General features: G+C 53.5%; 22 protein-coding genes. 3 read left to right on the top strand and 19 right to left on the bottom strand.

The window, feature by feature from the left end; all coding sequences use genetic code 11:
• Positions 1-186: 186 nt before the first annotated feature.
• The 6 genes from GCU45_RS22500 to GCU45_RS22475 are packed head-to-tail and all read right to left on the bottom strand — an operon-like array spanning position 187 to position 3,675.
• The gene (locus GCU45_RS22500) at positions 187-669 is read right to left on the bottom strand and encodes a DinB family protein (protein ID WP_152400692.1); all 483 of its coding nucleotides are present in this window, start codon (positions 667-669) and stop codon (positions 187-189) included.
• Complete coding sequence (locus GCU45_RS22495) at positions 659-1,225, bottom strand: GNAT family N-acetyltransferase (RefSeq protein ID WP_152400690.1); 567 nt, start codon at positions 1,223-1,225, stop codon at positions 659-661. The genes GCU45_RS22500 and GCU45_RS22495 overlap by 11 nt, the downstream gene beginning before the upstream one ends.
• Before the next feature lie 48 nt (positions 1,226-1,273).
• Positions 1,274-1,852 (bottom strand): CDP-diacylglycerol--glycerol-3-phosphate 3-phosphatidyltransferase, encoded by a 579-nt coding sequence (pgsA, locus tag GCU45_RS22490; protein WP_152400688.1) that lies wholly within the window; start codon positions 1,850-1,852, stop codon positions 1,274-1,276.
• Positions 1,849-2,196, bottom strand: coding sequence for a glyoxalase superfamily protein (locus GCU45_RS22485; protein ID WP_181909099.1), 348 nt, complete (start codon positions 2,194-2,196; stop codon positions 1,849-1,851). The genes pgsA and GCU45_RS22485 overlap by 4 nt, the downstream gene beginning before the upstream one ends.
• Before the next feature lie 46 nt (positions 2,197-2,242).
• The gene (locus tag GCU45_RS22480) at positions 2,243-2,917 is read right to left on the bottom strand and encodes an HAD family hydrolase (RefSeq protein WP_152400686.1); all 675 of its coding nucleotides are present in this window, start codon (positions 2,915-2,917) and stop codon (positions 2,243-2,245) included.
• Between the two features lie 41 nt (positions 2,918-2,958).
• Positions 2,959-3,675, bottom strand: a complete 717-nt coding sequence (locus GCU45_RS22475) for a Type 1 glutamine amidotransferase-like domain-containing protein (RefSeq protein ID WP_145947306.1) — start codon at positions 3,673-3,675, stop codon at positions 2,959-2,961.
• A 941-nt stretch (positions 3,676-4,616) separates the two neighbouring features.
• On the opposite strand from GCU45_RS22475, the gene erm reads away from it, so the two are divergent.
• Positions 4,617-5,477, top strand: a complete 861-nt coding sequence (erm, locus tag GCU45_RS22470; protein WP_152400684.1) for a 23S ribosomal RNA methyltransferase Erm — start codon at positions 4,617-4,619, stop codon at positions 5,475-5,477.
• Between the two features lie 31 nt (positions 5,478-5,508).
• The gene (locus GCU45_RS22465) at positions 5,509-6,381 is read left to right on the top strand and encodes an alpha/beta fold hydrolase (RefSeq protein WP_152400682.1); all 873 of its coding nucleotides are present in this window, start codon (positions 5,509-5,511) and stop codon (positions 6,379-6,381) included.
• Between the two features lie 55 nt (positions 6,382-6,436).
• On the opposite strand, the gene GCU45_RS22460 is transcribed toward GCU45_RS22465, so the two are convergent.
• The 13 genes from GCU45_RS22460 to GCU45_RS22400 all read right to left on the bottom strand — a co-directional run bounded on the left by GCU45_RS22460 (position 6,437) and on the right by GCU45_RS22400 (position 14,797).
• Complete coding sequence (locus GCU45_RS22460) at positions 6,437-6,916, bottom strand: NUDIX hydrolase (protein ID WP_152400681.1); 480 nt, start codon at positions 6,914-6,916, stop codon at positions 6,437-6,439.
• 3 nt (positions 6,917-6,919) lie between these two features.
• On the bottom strand, positions 6,920-8,149 hold the full coding sequence (locus tag GCU45_RS22455) for an aminopeptidase (RefSeq protein WP_152400679.1): 1,230 nt from the start codon (positions 8,147-8,149) through the stop codon (positions 6,920-6,922).
• 40 nt (positions 8,150-8,189) lie between these two features.
• A complete protein-coding gene (locus tag GCU45_RS22450; RefSeq protein WP_152400677.1) occupies positions 8,190-8,495 on the bottom strand; it encodes a hypothetical protein in 306 nt (101 codons plus the stop codon).
• A 35-nt stretch (positions 8,496-8,530) separates the two neighbouring features.
• On the bottom strand, positions 8,531-9,070 hold the full coding sequence (locus tag GCU45_RS22445; RefSeq protein ID WP_152400675.1) for a ribonuclease FAU-1 family protein: 540 nt from the start codon (positions 9,068-9,070) through the stop codon (positions 8,531-8,533).
• Complete coding sequence (locus tag GCU45_RS22440) at positions 9,067-9,519, bottom strand: hypothetical protein (RefSeq protein WP_152400673.1); 453 nt, start codon at positions 9,517-9,519, stop codon at positions 9,067-9,069. Before GCU45_RS22440 ends, GCU45_RS22445 begins: the two co-directional genes overlap by 4 nt.
• An 83-nt stretch (positions 9,520-9,602) precedes the next feature.
• Entirely contained in the window at positions 9,603-10,400 is a 798-nt protein-coding gene (locus tag GCU45_RS22435) for a GNAT family N-acetyltransferase (protein ID WP_152400670.1), read from the bottom strand.
• Between the two features lie 41 nt (positions 10,401-10,441).
• A complete protein-coding gene (locus GCU45_RS22430; RefSeq protein WP_152400668.1) occupies positions 10,442-10,969 on the bottom strand; it encodes a YfiT family bacillithiol transferase in 528 nt (175 codons plus the stop codon).
• Positions 10,956-11,399 carry a GNAT family N-acetyltransferase gene (locus GCU45_RS22425; protein ID WP_152400666.1) on the bottom strand — a complete coding sequence of 148 codons (444 nt, stop codon included), beginning with the start codon at positions 11,397-11,399 and terminating at the stop codon, positions 10,956-10,958. The genes GCU45_RS22430 and GCU45_RS22425 overlap by 14 nt, the downstream gene beginning before the upstream one ends.
• Before the next feature lie 127 nt (positions 11,400-11,526).
• Complete coding sequence (locus GCU45_RS22420) at positions 11,527-12,045, bottom strand: GrpB family protein (RefSeq protein WP_167527195.1); 519 nt, start codon at positions 12,043-12,045, stop codon at positions 11,527-11,529.
• 43 nt (positions 12,046-12,088) lie between these two features.
• Positions 12,089-12,301, bottom strand: coding sequence for a helix-hairpin-helix domain-containing protein (locus GCU45_RS22415; RefSeq protein ID WP_145160423.1), 213 nt, complete (start codon positions 12,299-12,301; stop codon positions 12,089-12,091).
• A 3-nt stretch (positions 12,302-12,304) separates the two neighbouring features.
• The gene (locus GCU45_RS22410) at positions 12,305-12,859 is read right to left on the bottom strand and encodes a hypothetical protein (protein WP_152400662.1); all 555 of its coding nucleotides are present in this window, start codon (positions 12,857-12,859) and stop codon (positions 12,305-12,307) included.
• 197 nt (positions 12,860-13,056) lie between these two features.
• Positions 13,057-13,662, bottom strand: coding sequence for a hypothetical protein (locus GCU45_RS22405; RefSeq protein ID WP_152400660.1), 606 nt, complete (start codon positions 13,660-13,662; stop codon positions 13,057-13,059).
• Positions 13,663-13,720: 58 nt separating this feature from the next.
• Entirely contained in the window at positions 13,721-14,797 is a 1,077-nt protein-coding gene (locus GCU45_RS22400; RefSeq protein ID WP_425281213.1) for a M42 family metallopeptidase, read from the bottom strand.
• Between the two features lie 404 nt (positions 14,798-15,201).
• Between GCU45_RS22400 and fabV the strand changes: the two genes are divergently transcribed.
• Positions 15,202-16,395, top strand: a complete 1,194-nt coding sequence (gene fabV, locus GCU45_RS22395; protein WP_152400658.1) for an enoyl-ACP reductase FabV — start codon at positions 15,202-15,204, stop codon at positions 16,393-16,395.
• The last annotated feature ends 30 nt before the right edge of the window (positions 16,396-16,425 follow it).

Raw genomic sequence — 16,425 nt, 5'->3', positions numbered from 1 at the left:
GTTTCCTCCAGTCATTGATAAGAACAAACGTATATCGATGTATATTCAATGAAGCCAGACCGCATTTAGCGGGGCTTTTTCTTGCGATATATCGAAGCTCGAATCTCCGAAGCTTATTCTTTTCCTATATCTTAAGAACAAACGCATATCGACGTATTATATTCAATGAAGCAAGCCGCGCCAGGACTATGTCCCGGCATCCGCCCGCTCGACCGACTCCGGACCGAGAATCTGTCTAAAGTGGTGCCGCATATGCTCCAGGTAATCGTTCACCAGCCAATCCAGCGTCGCTTCAGCGCCGCCGGGAAGAATGCAGGTTTTGCCGTAATCCTCTGCGGTCAAACGCTCGAGAACATGGACAATTTGCCTGTTCAGCATAACCCACAGCGTAATGATATCCGTCAGGTTGTATTGCTCCTGATACCCGTGCAGGTCCACCCACCGGTCCTGATCGTATCCCTCAAGGGATACCGGATGCGCCGACAGTTTTATTTGGACAAAACGAAGATGGTTGTTCGCCGCCGAATCGCATAAGTGGCCTACGATCTCCTGCTTCGACCACTTGGCGGGTCCTGGCTTGTGTCTGAACACCTCTTCGGGCACAGCTTTCAGTTCGCTCTCAAAATATCCGACTAAACGGTTCAAGGTTTGACTATAACTATGATTCATCCTGCTTCTCCTCTCCATTGGCTGCACTGTATTCGATCAGCCAGCAATCGCGGTACTCTCCTTCATGCCATTCGCGTTTTTCCAGCAGCCTGATCTTGCGGAAGCCGCATTTTTCGTATACGCGCAGGGCTCTGGCGTTCCAGGTTTGCGGGTCCATGACAATTTTATCGGCTTGAAGCGTGTTGGTTAGATAAGAAACCATGCCTTGAATCAGCCTTGTGCCGATTCCCCGGTTCCAGCAGTCGGGCTCCCCTATAAACTGATCCATGCCGAAAATTCGTCCGTCCCCTTCGCCATAGCCATATACCTCGCGTTCCTCCGGATCGACCGGATAATATTGAATATACCCGATATCGCGGTTGTCCAGTTGAATGATGCAGGCTTCGATTTGATCATCTCGGTAAAAGTGCTCCTGCACCATGGCCATATCATGCGGACGGTCCCGGCCTTCATAATATTCGAGGACGCGCGGATCGCTGAGCCAACGGACCAAATGGTTCGCATCGCCCGCCTCCAGTCTCCTTACGCTGACCCCCTGCTTGCTCCAAAGAATCAATATTACGCCTCCTCCCTCATAACTCAAGCACGAAGCGTTTGAGCCTTTTTATATGAAAAACTTAACGTTTTTGACCACGTAGTGGTACCCTGACATGACGGTCATCATCACAGCGATCACCATCAAGAAGGAATCGACGCGAAGGCTGGTCAGCCATTGAAAAGGATAGTTATTCAGCAGCACGGCCGTAATGGCGACGACCTGGGACACCATTTTCCACTTGCCGTACCGGTCTGCCGCCAGAGCGATCCCTTGGGCCGACGCCGCCATTCGCAAAGCTGTAATCATGAATTCACGGCCAATCATCACGAAAGCCATCCAGGCCGGAACCATCCCGGCTTCGACCATCATGATCAACGCCACGGAAACAAGCAGCTTATCCGCAAGCGGGTCCAATAGCTTACCGAGATTGGTAACCAGGTGGTATTTGCGGGCAATATACCCGTCCAGCTTGTCCGTAGCGGAAGCAAGAATGAATACGCCCACCGCCATATAAGTTCCGTACTGATTCAGAAATTGAATGAACGCGTTGGAATCCGCCAGCCGTACGGGGTACTCTGCGAAAAAAACGATAAACACGGGGATCAGCATGATTCTGGCCAGCGTCAGCTTGTTCGCCGGGTTCATGCATCCTTCCTCTCAAAAAACGTGATCCGGTTACCGAAAGGATCGATCACGCTCACCTCCATATCCTCAAGCCCAGGGCGCGCATGCTTGTACTTCTTCGCTATCAGTTTGGCATGGAGGCTCTGGATGTCTTCGACTTCCACACGGATCGCCGAGCCGGGGGTGCAGTCGCCGTGATGCCCGCTCAAATGGATCTCGCAATCCCCGCTGGACACCTGCATGTATAAGGGAAGATCGTCTTCATAGCGGTGCTCCCAGTCAATCCGGAATTCCAGGAAATCCACGTAAAACTCCTTGGCCTTGTCCTCATCGAAAATCCGAAAGATCGGTGTTATCTTCTTCATCACTTATCCTCCTCTAAAAGGTAATCCAAACTTATGCCCGGCCCGGCTATCGTATAGGCAATGCGGCGTCAAGCTGCATAGGTGCCGACAGTTGAGCGTACCGGCTCTCCACATAGGGATTGAACCAGACCGCATGGATGACCTTCATCCCTGCTTGATGCGCCCCATCCAGCTCTCCGGAGCCTCCGTCACCTACAAACACGCAATCCTCCGGAAGCGCCTGCAGCCGTCGGCATGCGAGTTCATAGATAGCAGGGTCGGGCTTACAGCATTGTACCTCGTATGAAAAAATAACGTCATCAAAATACCCGGCCAGCGGGGAATCTTCCCAGCCCCGGACTTCTTCCTCCGAACAGTTGCTGATCAGTCCCAGCTTCCAGCCATGGGTACGGAGATTTTCGAGCATTTCCAAAATGTCAGGGCGAACGGCTTCAAAAGGAATCCGCTTCTCCTGGATCCTAGCCTGGTAGAGTGACTGAACGGACTGTTCGTCCGCATCCAAGCCCCTGCTTCGGCAAATATCCCGGATGACGTCCGGAAAACTTGCCAGCTCCCCGCGCATCCGCCGCTCCACCCGGCTTCTCCATTCCAGCTTGAACTCTTCCTGGCTCAGACCAAGCAGACCCGGGTAATCGTAGCGACGCCCCGATATCCGCCGGCCATCCGCATATTCGGTGATCAAGGTCTCGAACAAATCGAACAAAACGGCTTTCGTGCCCAAGCGGCATCCTCCTTATCGGTATTCGGTATTCGGGATTCCGGTTATATCATAGCCCGTCCCGCTTCCCCCAAATATACGGTTGGAATGACCGTTTCCACCACATGCCCTTCCACGGCTCGCACCTCGTAGGCTTTGGCCTCAGGACGAGAGCTTACCGCCCGATGAAAAACACCATCTACATAATGCAGTGCCGCCCCGTCATCTGCGGCTATTCCCCCACCGATTTGTCCGCTTTGGATCAGCCGGTGATAACTGGGCCTTCGGTCCGCTTCCCCGTCATAGTGGGGACAGTGGCTTCCTGAAAGCAGGCCGAGGCCCTCCAGCCGGGTCAGATCGCCAGGGATGGAATCCGTCACGCCTTCCTCAAACCAGCAAATGGAACCGGCGCTTAGCCCGGATAGAATCACCCCATTTTCCCAGGCCGTCTTTAAGTATCGATCCACACTCCGTTCCTTCCATACCGCAAGCATCGATTTCGTATTGCCGCCCCCGACATAAATGATATCTTTGTCCAAAATAAAATCCTCCAGATCGACGGTTGGTGGTTGGACTAGGGGAAGATGAGAGGGAGTGCATTCCAGACGCTGAAACGCATCATAAAAACGATCAATATACCCTTGCGCGTCACTGCTCGCCGTTGGTACAAAGCAAATCTTGGGGCGGCCGGTGCCTGCCTGCCGAAGAATGTACAGATCCAGCAAGGGGTTATCCGGTTCCATTGAGAATCCTCCGCCACCCATAGCGATAATTTGTTTGATGCTGACGCCCTCCTTTCCGTAACGTGTCATAAATTCCAAGTAAAACTGCCGCAAGCGATGTTAATTTACCTATTCGACGGGAAAACGCCATACCCTTTCTTCGCCGGGTACTTGCTAAAAATGGATCGATATGGTAGCCTGTTAGTAATTTACGAAGAACGGAGGGTTACGTGTGGTAGATCAGTTTATCCGGGTTCGCACGTTTTGCAACTAACATATTGCAAAATTCTCTGCTTGTACGCGGAGGACTCAGGATTGGTCTGCCATTTTTTAAAGGTAACCCAGGTTTTATAACGACTATGGCTGAAGCATCGTCTGCAGGAACACGCATGATCATGTCCAGCCTGCCTTTAAAAATTCATCTCACATGAACGCATTTGCGGGATCGTACCCTCAAGGGATAGGAAGGATAGTCTCTCCCTGCCCTTGGGCCGCTTCCGGCTTTCATGTAAGACCTCATATCCTGCGGCCGAGGAACGGTTGTTCCTTGGACAGGTCGGTCCTTTCGCGAAACGCTGACACAGGCAGACAGCCTGTGTTTTTTTGTGCTTATTTTTAGATTAACGATGATTCTGGTGAGGAGGGTTACGTGTGGTAGATCAGTTTATCCGGGTTCGCATGGTGTACAGCTGCTAAGAAAAAAAGCCGTTGGCTTTGCTGTGTACAGAGAAACTCAGGATAGGTCTGCCTTTTTTTGCCAGTTACCTCCTTTCTGCTCAGGAAAAAATATCGCTTGGTCGATGCATAATGTGCCGCCACCCGCCGCTTCAATGCCGGGCTTATATGCCGATGAACTGCTCGTTCATGCAGTACGTCCGGCCCGCGCGGGTGCCTTTCATTCGGTGAAATCCGCCGGATCCCGCGGTCTTATCCTGAGTCTCTCCACTTCACAGCACAGCCGATGGGCAAGAAACCATCGCTGGTTACGGAGGGATTCATGGATGCATAAACATCGACAACGTCATATTAAGACGTACTTGAACATAGAGAAACCCGCAGCAAAAGGACAGCACCTACTGCACCACGAGCCGGTCATTCACGACATGATCGGAATGGCCGGCGTCACAAACGCCGACACCGTGCTCGATCTGGGTGCCGGACGGGGAGCCATCACGTTCCCGCTTGCGAAGAAGGCAGGCAGAGTGCTGGCCATTGAGAACGACGCCGCATTCGCCGCCGCCCTTCGGCAAAAGGCGGTTCCCGGCTCCAATGTAGCCGTTATTGAGAGGGACATTCGCGAGGCTTATCTTCCGAAGGAGCCGTTTCATGTTGTAGCCAACATTCCATTTTTTATGACGACATTCATTCTCGAGAAGCTGCTCGACCCGCCGGGGTCTGCGTTCCAGGGGGCGGTGCTGATTGTGCAGCACGGAGCAGCCAAGGGATTTACGGCAAGGCAGATTCGCAGCCCGCGTCTGCTCAAGTGGAGGATGTGGTTTGACTTCGAGCTGGTGAAGGTGGTGCCCCGGCGGCATTTTTCACCCCCACCTCAGGTGGACGCAGCCGTACTCCGCATTCGGAGACGGAAGACACCTTGGGTGCAGACGCGGCATCATCATGCGTTCGGCGGATTGGCCGAATACGCGCTGAACGATCCGGCACTGCCGGTGTGCGAGGCGCTCGCGGGGATTTTTACACCGGTGCAAATCAGGCACCTGCTGCAGCACATCCGGATAGAACGGAATACGCCGGTATGCTTGCTGCGCGAGCGGGATTGGGCAGCCGTATTTGATACGATGCGGGAGAAGGTCCCCTCTTATCGCTGGCCGAAAGCACCAACGAAGAAAAAGAGCGCCAGGTAGACGTGAATTGAAATCTAAGGAGGAAACATAAATGACAGAACAACTCATTAAAGTGGATGGTATTGAACTGTGCACCGAAAGCTTTGGACGAAAGGAAGATCCGGCAATCCTGCTCATTATGGGCGCCACCGCCTCGATGATCTGGTGGGAGGACGAATTTTGCCAGCGACTTGCTGATGCGGGACGGTTTGTCATCCGTTACGATAACCGCGACGTCGGCCAATCGATGAATGATGAGCCCGGCAACCCGCAGTACGGCTTAGAGGACATGGCCGATGACGCCATCCGCGTTCTGGACGCCTACGGAATTAGCCGGGCCCATGTGGCAGGCATGTCGCTCGGCGGCCTGCTGACGCTGATGGCTACGGTCAAGTATCCCGATCGGGTGCTGAGCGATACGCTGATCATGACCTCTTCGTTCCGTGACCCGAGTCTGCCGGAAATGGAAGAAAAGGTAGCTGCCTTTTTTGCTTCAGCCGATCAGGTCAATTGGGAGAATGAACAGGCGATCCTGGACTTTAGCGTTCAAAAATGGAACCTGCTCCGCGGGTCCAAGCACGCTCCGGACGAGGATAAAGTCCGCCGGCTGGCCGCACGGGAGCTGCAGCGGACCCGCAATTGGGCGGCGAGCATGTTCAATCATGGCCTGCTGGCCGGCGGAGAGGATCTGATTGCTGGGGTACCGGACATCCGGGTGCCGGCCCTCGTCATCCATGGCACGGAGGATCCGATCATCCCTTATGCCCACGGTGAGTCGTTGGCCCGGGAGATCCCGGGCGCCCGGCTGCTGACCCTGGAAGGGACCGGCCATGAGCTGCATGAGGACGATTGGGATGCCATTCTGGATGCGATTATCCGGCATACCGATGGCGTCCAGAAGAGCGAATCGAGATCAGTTAAGTAATTAGCAAAACAGCGGGCAGGGATCTTTCCCTGCCCGCTGTCTGTATGTAGTAACACTACGGTTGATGAATCCGATGCTTCAAGTCAGCGCTGCCGTCAATCACTGACATGATGTCTGTTTTCAACTCAACCGGATATACCGACAAGCCCTGTAATTCCTCAATTGTAAACCATTTGAAGATCAGTCTGCCGCCATCCTCAATGCCTGGGAACTCGCCCTCCCGATCCAGAATTTCATGGCCCTCCGGAAAAGAAAACGTGTAATAAAATCCGATTTCATGGTATTTCATTCGGGCGTATTCGAAAAAATCCTCATTGACATACAACAGCTTGTCAATCTGTATATCGATACCCAGCTCCTCCCGGATCTCCCGGATGAGGGCCTGGTCCGTCGATTCCTGAAACTCTACCCGCCCGCCAGGCAGGTTCCAAAAGTCGTCCTGCAGCGTCGTGTGCATCAATATCCGATGGCGGTGAACGGCGATTCCCGCAACCCGGAAATTAAATTTGTTCTGCCCTTCCGAAAAGCTAATCATCGCTCACACCCAGCTTCCGTTCCGCAGCAGCGGCTCGATCGTACCGTCCTCATGCTCCGCATCGATGCTCAGTTCCTCCGACCCGACCATAAAATCTTCGTGCTGCATACTGACGTTGGCTCCGCGGACAAGCAGCTCCTCATCGCTGAGTCCCGCCCCGCCCTGCAAATTGGTCGGATACGCGTTCCCGAGCGCAAAATGGCAGGACGCGTTCTCATCAATGCCCACGTTATAGTAGATCCGGTTCAGACGGGAGATCGGAGAATCATGGGGTACGATCGCTACTTCGCCCAAGTACCGTGTCCCCTCATCGGCATCCAAATACTGCTTCAGCGCCTCATATCCGGTCTCTGCCGCAAAATCCACCACACGCCCCTCACGAAACGTCAGGGAAAAGTGGTCCACCAGCTGCCCGTTTAGCACAAACGGCCGGGTGCTCGATACCGTTCCGTTTGTCCCGGCGCGGTGCGGCATCGTATACACTTCCTCGGTCGGCATATTCGCCACGAACGGAATCCCGCTCTGATTAACCTGGCCGCCACCAAGCCAGATATGGCCGGGAGCGAGTTCTACCGTCAGATCGGTGCCGGGTGCCTTGTAATGCAGCCTGCGGTACTGCTTCGCGTTCAGCTTATCGGTGACGGCTCGTAAATGCTGCGTATGCCTCTGCCAGGCAGCCACCGGATCCTCTTCATCGATATGGTTCATAAGGAAAATCGATTCCCATAATGCGTTCACCCGCTCTTCCTGCGGGCGGTCGGCAAACACTTGATCCGCCCACGCCTGGCTCGGCACGTTGACGATGCACCAGCTGATCCGATTGGTGCGCACGTATCCGAGATAGTTCCGGCGGGCGGCGGCAGCGGCTTTCCGGGAAGCCGATATTTTCGCCGGATCCACGCCCTCATACAAATTCGGATTCTCCCCGTCCAGCAGGAGAACCGCTCCCCCTGACTCCGCGATGCTCTCCATCATGTGCGCCGTCCAAGGGGGATAGAACGCAAATGACTCCGGCCCCGCCAGGTCATAGCGCATGCGCACCACGGTCTCGTCACGCCAGTTCAACTGAACATATTTGGCCCCTGCCTGATAGGCTTTGGCCGTAACCAGCCGCGCAAAATCAGCCGACTCTATAGGTGACTCCACATAAAGCACTTGATCCGGCTGCACATTCACGCCCACTTGGACGAGCAGCTCCGCGTATTTTTCCATTTGCTTCTGAAAATCTGTCAATAACATCCCCTGCCTTATCTATTTATAAATTGTATGATCTTCATAACGAACCGATTGCCCTCGTGATCAGAGGAAAGGCATAAATGATCCCGATGCAGGCCAGCAAAATCCAGCTGAGAATCCGCGGATACTTGGCGCGGTACAGTCTCACGGTACCAAATATGCCCGCCACGAGCAATGCCAAACCGGCGATGACCGGCAAATGATACCCGGTTGCCCCCCCTGTCCACGGATTCAGGCCAAGGCTTGAGAATATCATGTCCCCCACGGATACATCCTGATGATTTTGCACCAAAAGGACCAGCGCGGCCAGAATCATCAGGAAATAGGGTATGCCCTTTTTCACGCGTAATCACCTCCCTCGGAATCTGCTCCGCTTCGCTAATTCCTTTCCAGCATCCAATCCAGGTGTTTCTTACTATGGTTCCATATCCAATGGGTCCCCGTCTCGATCTGGGGCAGCAGCCCATTCAGGGTTCGGTGCGCGAGCACGAAGTCCTCCTCCGTAATAGCCGAACTGCGAAGCGCTTCGCTCAACTCGTCTTCATCTTGGATCACATAGCTGCCGTCAGGAAAGACGACCAAGTCCAGATACAGGTCATCCCAGTAAGGAATGCCCTCCCCGCTCAGGCCGTTCCGTTTCGTTATATCTACGTACCACTGGACGATCTCACGCTCCGCATTAAACATGGTGGTAACCGCGTAGTGCTCCTCTTCCGGAAAGTGCTGCATCCAAACGTATCCCTGATCAGCCAGGCGCAAGTCCCGGCTCTGCACCTGTACCACAAGAGGTTCGCTGATTTGATGAATCGAGATGAGTGTCACATGCCCATTAAATTCTTCGGATTGGAGCCGCCGGCAGGCAAAGTCTCTTTCCAGCACCCGCCGCCAATCCTGACGGTCGGCATATTTTCGCTTCACTTGCTCCCCTCCCGAGCTCCCCGCTTCTGCATAACTCTGGCCGCCACCGCTAAGCAAGCGACTGAGACGATGCCGATCCCCGCGTACAACCACCATATCGTTCGCATCTCCGGCCCTCCAGAATAAGTCCCCTGCTGAATCGCCAAAATGTACGAATTGTCACTGGTTCGAACCGCGATGGCCTCCTGGCTGCTCCGCCCTTGAATGGCGTAGTAACCTGTTCCTTTGAGATACATATTGGAGAAATTCCCCCGATACGTCCCTTCCCGGTCCGAGTACTTCGTGACTTTGCCAATTTTTTGGCCGACGTCCTCGGGCTGAACGGCTTGTTCCGTGACCTGGTAGATATGGCCGGAGTATACGACAAATGGATAAGCCCAGCTTGCCGAGGCAATAGATAGCGGAAAAAGAAGGATGAAACCAAGGAATAGAGGCAGCACTCTTTTCAAATGACATTCCTCCTCCGAAAAAAATAGCCATCAGCAAAAACGCGAATCCGTGACTTTTTACACAACGACCGTCAGCCGCCAGCTTATGCCTGAACCCATGTTCCCCGGGTATAGCCCAGCTTCAGACCTGCCCGCTCCATGTTGCGGTGGCTGGTCGAGGCGTAGGCCGCCTGGCCGACCACGATCCGGCAGCCGCTTTGATGCGCTTCGGTGATCCTTTTTTCCAACAGCGCCTGCTGAACCCCCTGGTTGCGGTATTCCGCAAGTGTAGTGGCAAACGTCAGCGAAGCCGTGTCATCCTGGATATACATCACGCCTACGCCGGCCGGTCTGCCGTTGACCCATGCCGTATAGAACTTCCATCCATCCCTGTCATAAAGAACGATGTTGTTGTCGGCGATGTGGTGTTTGCCGGATATCGGCAGACCGGTGCCCAAGCAGTGAATTTCGGCATACAAGTCCATTTCGTCTGTGGTGAGTTCCCGGATCGTAATATGCTCTTTTACTATCTCACAAGAGCGCGGTTCGCCGTATAAAGTCGCATGATACCCGGTCTGGTAATAGCCCTGATCAAAGAGAGCCTTCATCAGCTTAGGATGAGATTTGGAAGGAACCACCTCAAATTGGCATCGGCCCTGCCGCTTCCGATAAAATGCCAGAATTTCATCCAGGCGCTCAGCCTCTTGCTCTCCAATTCCCTTCACCGTATTAAACTGCGGCCACGGCATCGCTTGACTATAGAACGCGGCAGCACCGCCAAAAGTTTGAATGTCGATCCCCATCGGATTGCCGGGCCGCTCCTGAATCGCCTTCATTCGGTCGATCATGTAATCGATTTCGGATTGCTCCATCAGATCGGCCAGTTCTTTGCTTATGTACATATTATGACGTCCTTTCGGGCTTGATCGTCGTTGATTGATCTCTATATTCTCTCGGCAAAAGCGGCAACCTGGGAGGTATGATGACGATGATGCCAGATGAACCTTTGCAGGGCCGTGTCCAGTGTGATCGTTCCGAGCACCTCAGTTCGCATCGTTCTACGATAGTCCATCGGAGTCAGGTTTAGCAGCAGTCTATAAAAGCGTTGATGCAAAAGCTCCATCAGCGACACTGAATGCTCGATGGTCAGATCCATATAATCCGGCAGCTCGGCCCACAGGTCTTCCCGGTATGAACTTGCCAGAGGCTCCTGCTCGGTCAGGGCTCTTTTAAAACGAATATACGCATTCATATCATTATCCGCCAAATGATGAACGATCTGCCGGACCGTCCAGCCTTCAGGGCGGTAAGGAACATCGAGCTGCTCCTTCTGAAAATGGTTTAGAACGCTTTGCAGCTTGCCGCTCAATTCCGGAATTTGCCCGATCCAATCTTCGCGCTGCTGACGGGAGGGGTCTTTCACCTGCTCAAAAGAACCTATCGGAAATCGCAAAGCATCAAGCGCGCTCATCGTTCTTTTCCCCTTTTGTCACCTTCGCTGCCTCGTGACTCTTGTGCATGACGACCTGCCGGGTCGGCTTGTAGCCGGTCTGTTGATAAAAATCTACCAGGCCGCTCTCGCAAAATAAGCTGACTACGTGGATATCTCCCAATTCGGCTGTGATGCGGTCGACGATCTCCCGCCCCAAGCCGCGTTTTCTGTAATCTTCATGCACGCCCATATCCTCGATATAGGCACGGAACAAGCCGTCCGAGACCGCTCTCGCAAACCCGACCAGCCTGTCCTCATCCCAGGCGCCCACAGCAATGGATGAGCCGAGCATGGATTCGATATCGGCCAACGTTCTTTCCGGCCACCAGCCCAGGTGATCATACAGCTGTTTCACTTGATCGGCAGGGATATTTTTCTCCTGATACGTCCGTACAGTGATTGGACTCATAATTCCAGCTCCTTAATATAGAAATTTTCTTTTGCATTAAATCCTCAAAAACAGGCCGCTGAACGGAACTGATCGGCAGCTGTTCGATTTCATCCATGGACTTGAATTCAAGCTGAAGCCACGAAAATCAGCCTTTTGCCCACGCCCGCGCTTTTTCTAATAGCTCAGCAATCGTTCCGGACTTTTCATCCGAGTATTTCAGCAGCGTGTTGATGCCGCTGGCCAACGTGTTCCGTTTGGCCTGTGCATAGGCATTCGCCTGCTCCGGATGGGTACGCAAATAATCCCTGAACAGCAGGTTATCCCGCCAAATGGCGGAGTCCCACTCGGTAATTTGCAGATTGATCTTCTGCCCGATGCGTTTGCGATAATGTATCCGCCCCGGCACTCCCGCCTCACCCATGCTCTCATACTGTAAAGCAACCAGCTGCCGGTCTGTACACTCGTCAATATGAAGCTCCTTGAGGCCGATCAGGATATCGACAATCGGTTTGGCCGTCATTCCCTCGATAGACGTGCTACCGATATGGGCAAACTCCACCGCTTGTTCCGCAAACACTGGCTCCAGCTTCTTCTTCTCTTGCTCGTAGATGTCCTTCCATTCATCCTGATAAGATGACAGCTCAATGATTTCATCAATACCCATCAGTTCCTCCGATCCGATCATTGCTCCTTTTTTGGACAGTTCCTTATTTGGAAAAATCCAGTCCCTTGTCGGCCATTGCCCGCCGAAGCTGTTCTACCGCTGTGGGGCCGATACCGTGAAGCTGCTTCAGCTCCGGTTCGGTGAGTTTCGCGACCTCTTCTAGCCGGGTAATACCCGCATTCCGGAGCGCGCGTACCGCCGGCTGGGCCAGCTTGGGCAAACCGCTTTCCGTCAGATCCTGCTTATCCTTAGGCATGGCTTATAAACCTCCATAAATAGATGGATAATACCTTTCAATCACGTTTTCATCCCAAATCTGTGCTTCAATGTATCGCTCTGGCCCCCGGTCCCCGTGCTTGTTCCATTCCTGCGGGAGCCCATACCTGGCAATGACTTCCCGGATTTCATCCTTCGTATACACCTGCTTACGATAGGGCTTGCCATCTTCATACCGCATTGTCGGAAACAGATCGCCGTACGTAAAACTGACCGAACGATCATCGAATTCATCCCAATCGATTTGAACCACGTTTGGTTCCATATACCAAGAACACAGCCAATCGCAAGGTCCGAGGGTCATATAATGCGGATACAGATTTGCGGGCTGGCCGCCTTTGGCTATAAACGCCTCTCTGGCCCGGCCCTCCAGTTTGAGCCTGATATCCATATAATCGCCTGCCCTTTTACTGGCAAACGTTTTTCCTTCCTGGGCGATCTGCCCTAAAATCTCACAGGCTTCTTCCAGCGGCAGACACGACAGGTTTCGAAAAGGACCCCGTGCTGCTTCATAGTAGTGATACAACACCAGCGTCATGGCCATCGCCCCTTCCGGCAGCTTTGTTGCACTTTAGCCCCACTCAAAAAATAAAGCATCAGAACATACCGATGATGTCTGACGCTTTACGTTTTATTCCATTTTAGTCAAAAGGAACATCCTTCTCAACGAAAACTGTTGTTTTTAGTTTAAAAGGATTCCTCCGCCGGAAAGGCGCTTTGAAACACGATAATCCCTCATTGGAAGATTGAATTATAGCCCAGCCACTCTTCGTTGATTTTCTTCGCATAACGATACACATTAAAATCGCTGTACTCCACATAAAATCCTTCACGGATCAAATGGTAGTCTTCCTGGTTTATTCCAAAGGAAAACGAAATCCCGGGGCCTTCTCCACATTGCCCAACGGGGATTTCATGTCCGTTCATGCCGGTTAACCTCAGGTGTGGGCCTTGTAGAGAGACGGAACCGTCCGGATTAACCTCCCCGTTATACATAAATTCACCCGATCGATGTTCCCACCCGGGGAACGCCTCAAAACTGAAATAAATGTCATTGCCCCGGTTCAACACATCGTTAAGCAGGATACGCGTATGATTCATCTCAAGGACTTCGACTTTTAATTCTTTCCGTTCGTCCTGCCCGAATGCGATCCATTCCGATTTGACAAAAATTTTGACGGGTACCTGCTCCTTTACGAGATTTACGGCGTATCCCTTATGGCCGATGACATGATCCATAATGCCTTCATCCGAATAGTTCAATGCATAGATCCGGTATCCGCCCACAATGACGATGATCACCGCAATGATCACTACTGTCCGTTTTCTTTCTGTGCTCATTAAAAGGGCTCTTTTCAGCCACCCTTGAAAATAATAGTATATAACGCGTTCCACCGCCCTACCCGATCAGCTTATCCACCGTTTCGCGGTCCAGCTTCTTGATCACCGCCGTCAGCAGGTCGGCTGCCTGGCTGAAATCGGATTTGGACATCACGGAGTTATGGCTGTGGATGTAACGCGTGGCGAATCCCACGGTCAGCGTCGGGCAGCCGATGCCGCTCGTATGAATCCGGCCGCCGTCGGTCGTGCCGCCGGTGAGGGCCTCAAACTGCACGGAAATGCCCAGTTCCTCCGCCGTGTCGATTACAAGGTCCCGCAGGGCGGTATTCGGAATCATCGAAGCGTCAAAAATGAGCACCAGCGGTCCGTCGCCCATATTGCATTTCATCGGGTTCGACTCGCTGCCCGGTGTGTCATGCGCGATACCGACGTCCAGCGCAAAGGCCACGTCCGGCTGGATGAGATTGGCGGCCGTTCCCGCACCGCGGAGACCTACTTCCTCCTGCACCGTCGCTCCCGCATAAATGACGTTCGGATGCTGTTCATTCTGCAGACGTGAAAGGATTTCGACCGCCAGCGAGCAGCCGGAGCGGTTGTCGAGCGCTTTGCCTGCCCACAGCTCGCCATCGCGCATCGTAAAGAATTCGCTCACCGGTACGACCCAGTCGCCGGGGCGAACCCCCATTTCTTTGGCGTCCGCTTCATCTCTGGCCCCGATATCGATATACAAATCCTTCAGCTTCATGACCTTGGTCCGCTCCTCGGCCTCCAGCACATGGGGCGGCTTGGAGCCGATGATGCCGATGTATTCGCCTTTGCGCGTCTTTACTTTCACCCGGTGGGACAGAACGTTATGCGCCCACCAGCCGCCCAGTTGGTTAAAACGCAGAAATCCCTTCGGCGTAATCTGGGTGACCATAAACCCGATCTCGTCCAGATGGCCGGCAAGCATGACTTTAGGTCCCCCGGCAAGGCCGGTTTTCACCCCAAACACGCTCCCGAGCCGGTCCATAACGAGCTCTTCGCTGAGCGGTTCAAGATAGCTTTTCATTTGGGCGCGGACGGCGCCTTCGTGTCCGGGCACCCCATGGCACTCGGTCAATACCTTCATTCGCTGCGTCATTTCATCCATCATGGTTATTCAACCTCCAAATCTGCGTTTTAAAAAGTATAGACATCGGACGAACTTATCCATGTTTCTTCGTATATTGCTTCGCCCTCACCAGCCAATTACCTCCCTTGGCGTGGGAAATTGCCTTTTGGACATACTGGATGACACCCGTTTTTCTTTTCAAAACAAGAGAGGTACAATATTGTTGAATAAAAGAATAGGATGCAGAGCAAGGGAGTAAAACGATTCCGAAGAAGCGAAGCGTTCGCATTTGGCTTTCGGATTTCTGCCTTGTGTAGGATGCATAAAATCAAGAAATACGAAAACAAGAGCGATCGTAGGAACTTTTTACGTACTTGCCGCTATCATCCATTTCAATAGTTCAACTTATATAAGCCTTATCTTCGCAAAGAAAGGACGCACTCCCTATGATCATTACACCCAGAACACGCGGTTTCATCTGCACGACGGCGCATCCGGAAGGCTGCGCCAAGCAGGTGCAGGAGCAGATCGATTACATACAGCAGCAGCCTAAATTGAATGGCCCGAAACGGGTCTTGGTTATCGGAGCCTCCACAGGGTACGGCCTGTCGGCCCGGATCACCGCCGCTTTTGGGGCGGGAGCCGCCACCATCGGCGTCTTCCGGCCCAGCTCCGCACGGGACAAGCGGACCGCATCGGCGGGCTGGTACAATTCGGCTGCGTTTGAGCGGCGGGCCGCCGAAGCCGGCTTGACATCCGTCAGCATTACAGGCGATGCCTTTGCGGATGAGACGAAAGACCGCGTCATGGACACGATTGCCAAGGAGTTCGGCCAAGTGGACCTCGTCGTGTACAGCGTAGCTTCGTCCCGGCGTACCGACCCGGACAGCGACAAGACGTACAACTCGGTCCTGAAGCCGATCGGAGCTCCCTTCACCGGCAAAGCCGTGAACTTTCATACCGGCGAAGTGACCGACGAAGTCACGACTGAACCGGCGGAAGGTGACGACATCGCCCAGACGATTGCCGTGATGGGTGGAGCCGATTGGCAGCGCTGGATCGACCGACTTCGGCAGGCGAACCTCTTGGCCGACGGAGCGATGACCATTGCCTACTCCTATATCGGCTCGGAGCTTACCCGGGCCATCTACCGGGAAGGCACCATCGGCAAAGCCAAGGAGGATCTGGAGGCAACCGCGCAGCGGCTGACCCGTGAGCTGTCCGCTTTAGACGGAAAAGCTTTCGTCGTCGTCAGCAAAGCCCTGGTCACCCAGTCCGCTGCTGCCGTTCCGGTCTTCCCTCTGTACATTGCCGCACTCTACAAAGTAATGAAGGAAAAGGGCATTCACGAAAATACGATCCAGCAGTCGTACCGCCTGTTTGCCGACAAGCTGTACCACGAGGGTGGAACGCCTGTAGACGAGGCGGGCCGAATCCGCATCGACGATTGGGAACTGCGTCCGGATGTCCAGCAAGAAGTGGCCCGGATCTGGGATCAGGTCACAACGAATAATGTATATGAGCTGACGGATCTGAAAGAGTACCGCCGCGAGTTTTTCCAGCTGTTCGGATTTGAGACGGACGACATCGACTACGGCAAGGACACGAATCCGGACGTATCCCTATTAAACGTAAGATAAGAAAAAAAGGCAGCCGGTGAATCCGGCTGC

This window comes from Paenibacillus cellulositrophicus, from assembly GCF_009363095.1.
Lineage (GTDB): Bacteria > Bacillota > Bacilli > Paenibacillales > Paenibacillaceae > Paenibacillus_AQ > Paenibacillus_AQ favisporus.
Note: the sequence above shows the minus strand (reverse complement) of the source record. Positions and strands in the feature narration are given on the sequence as shown.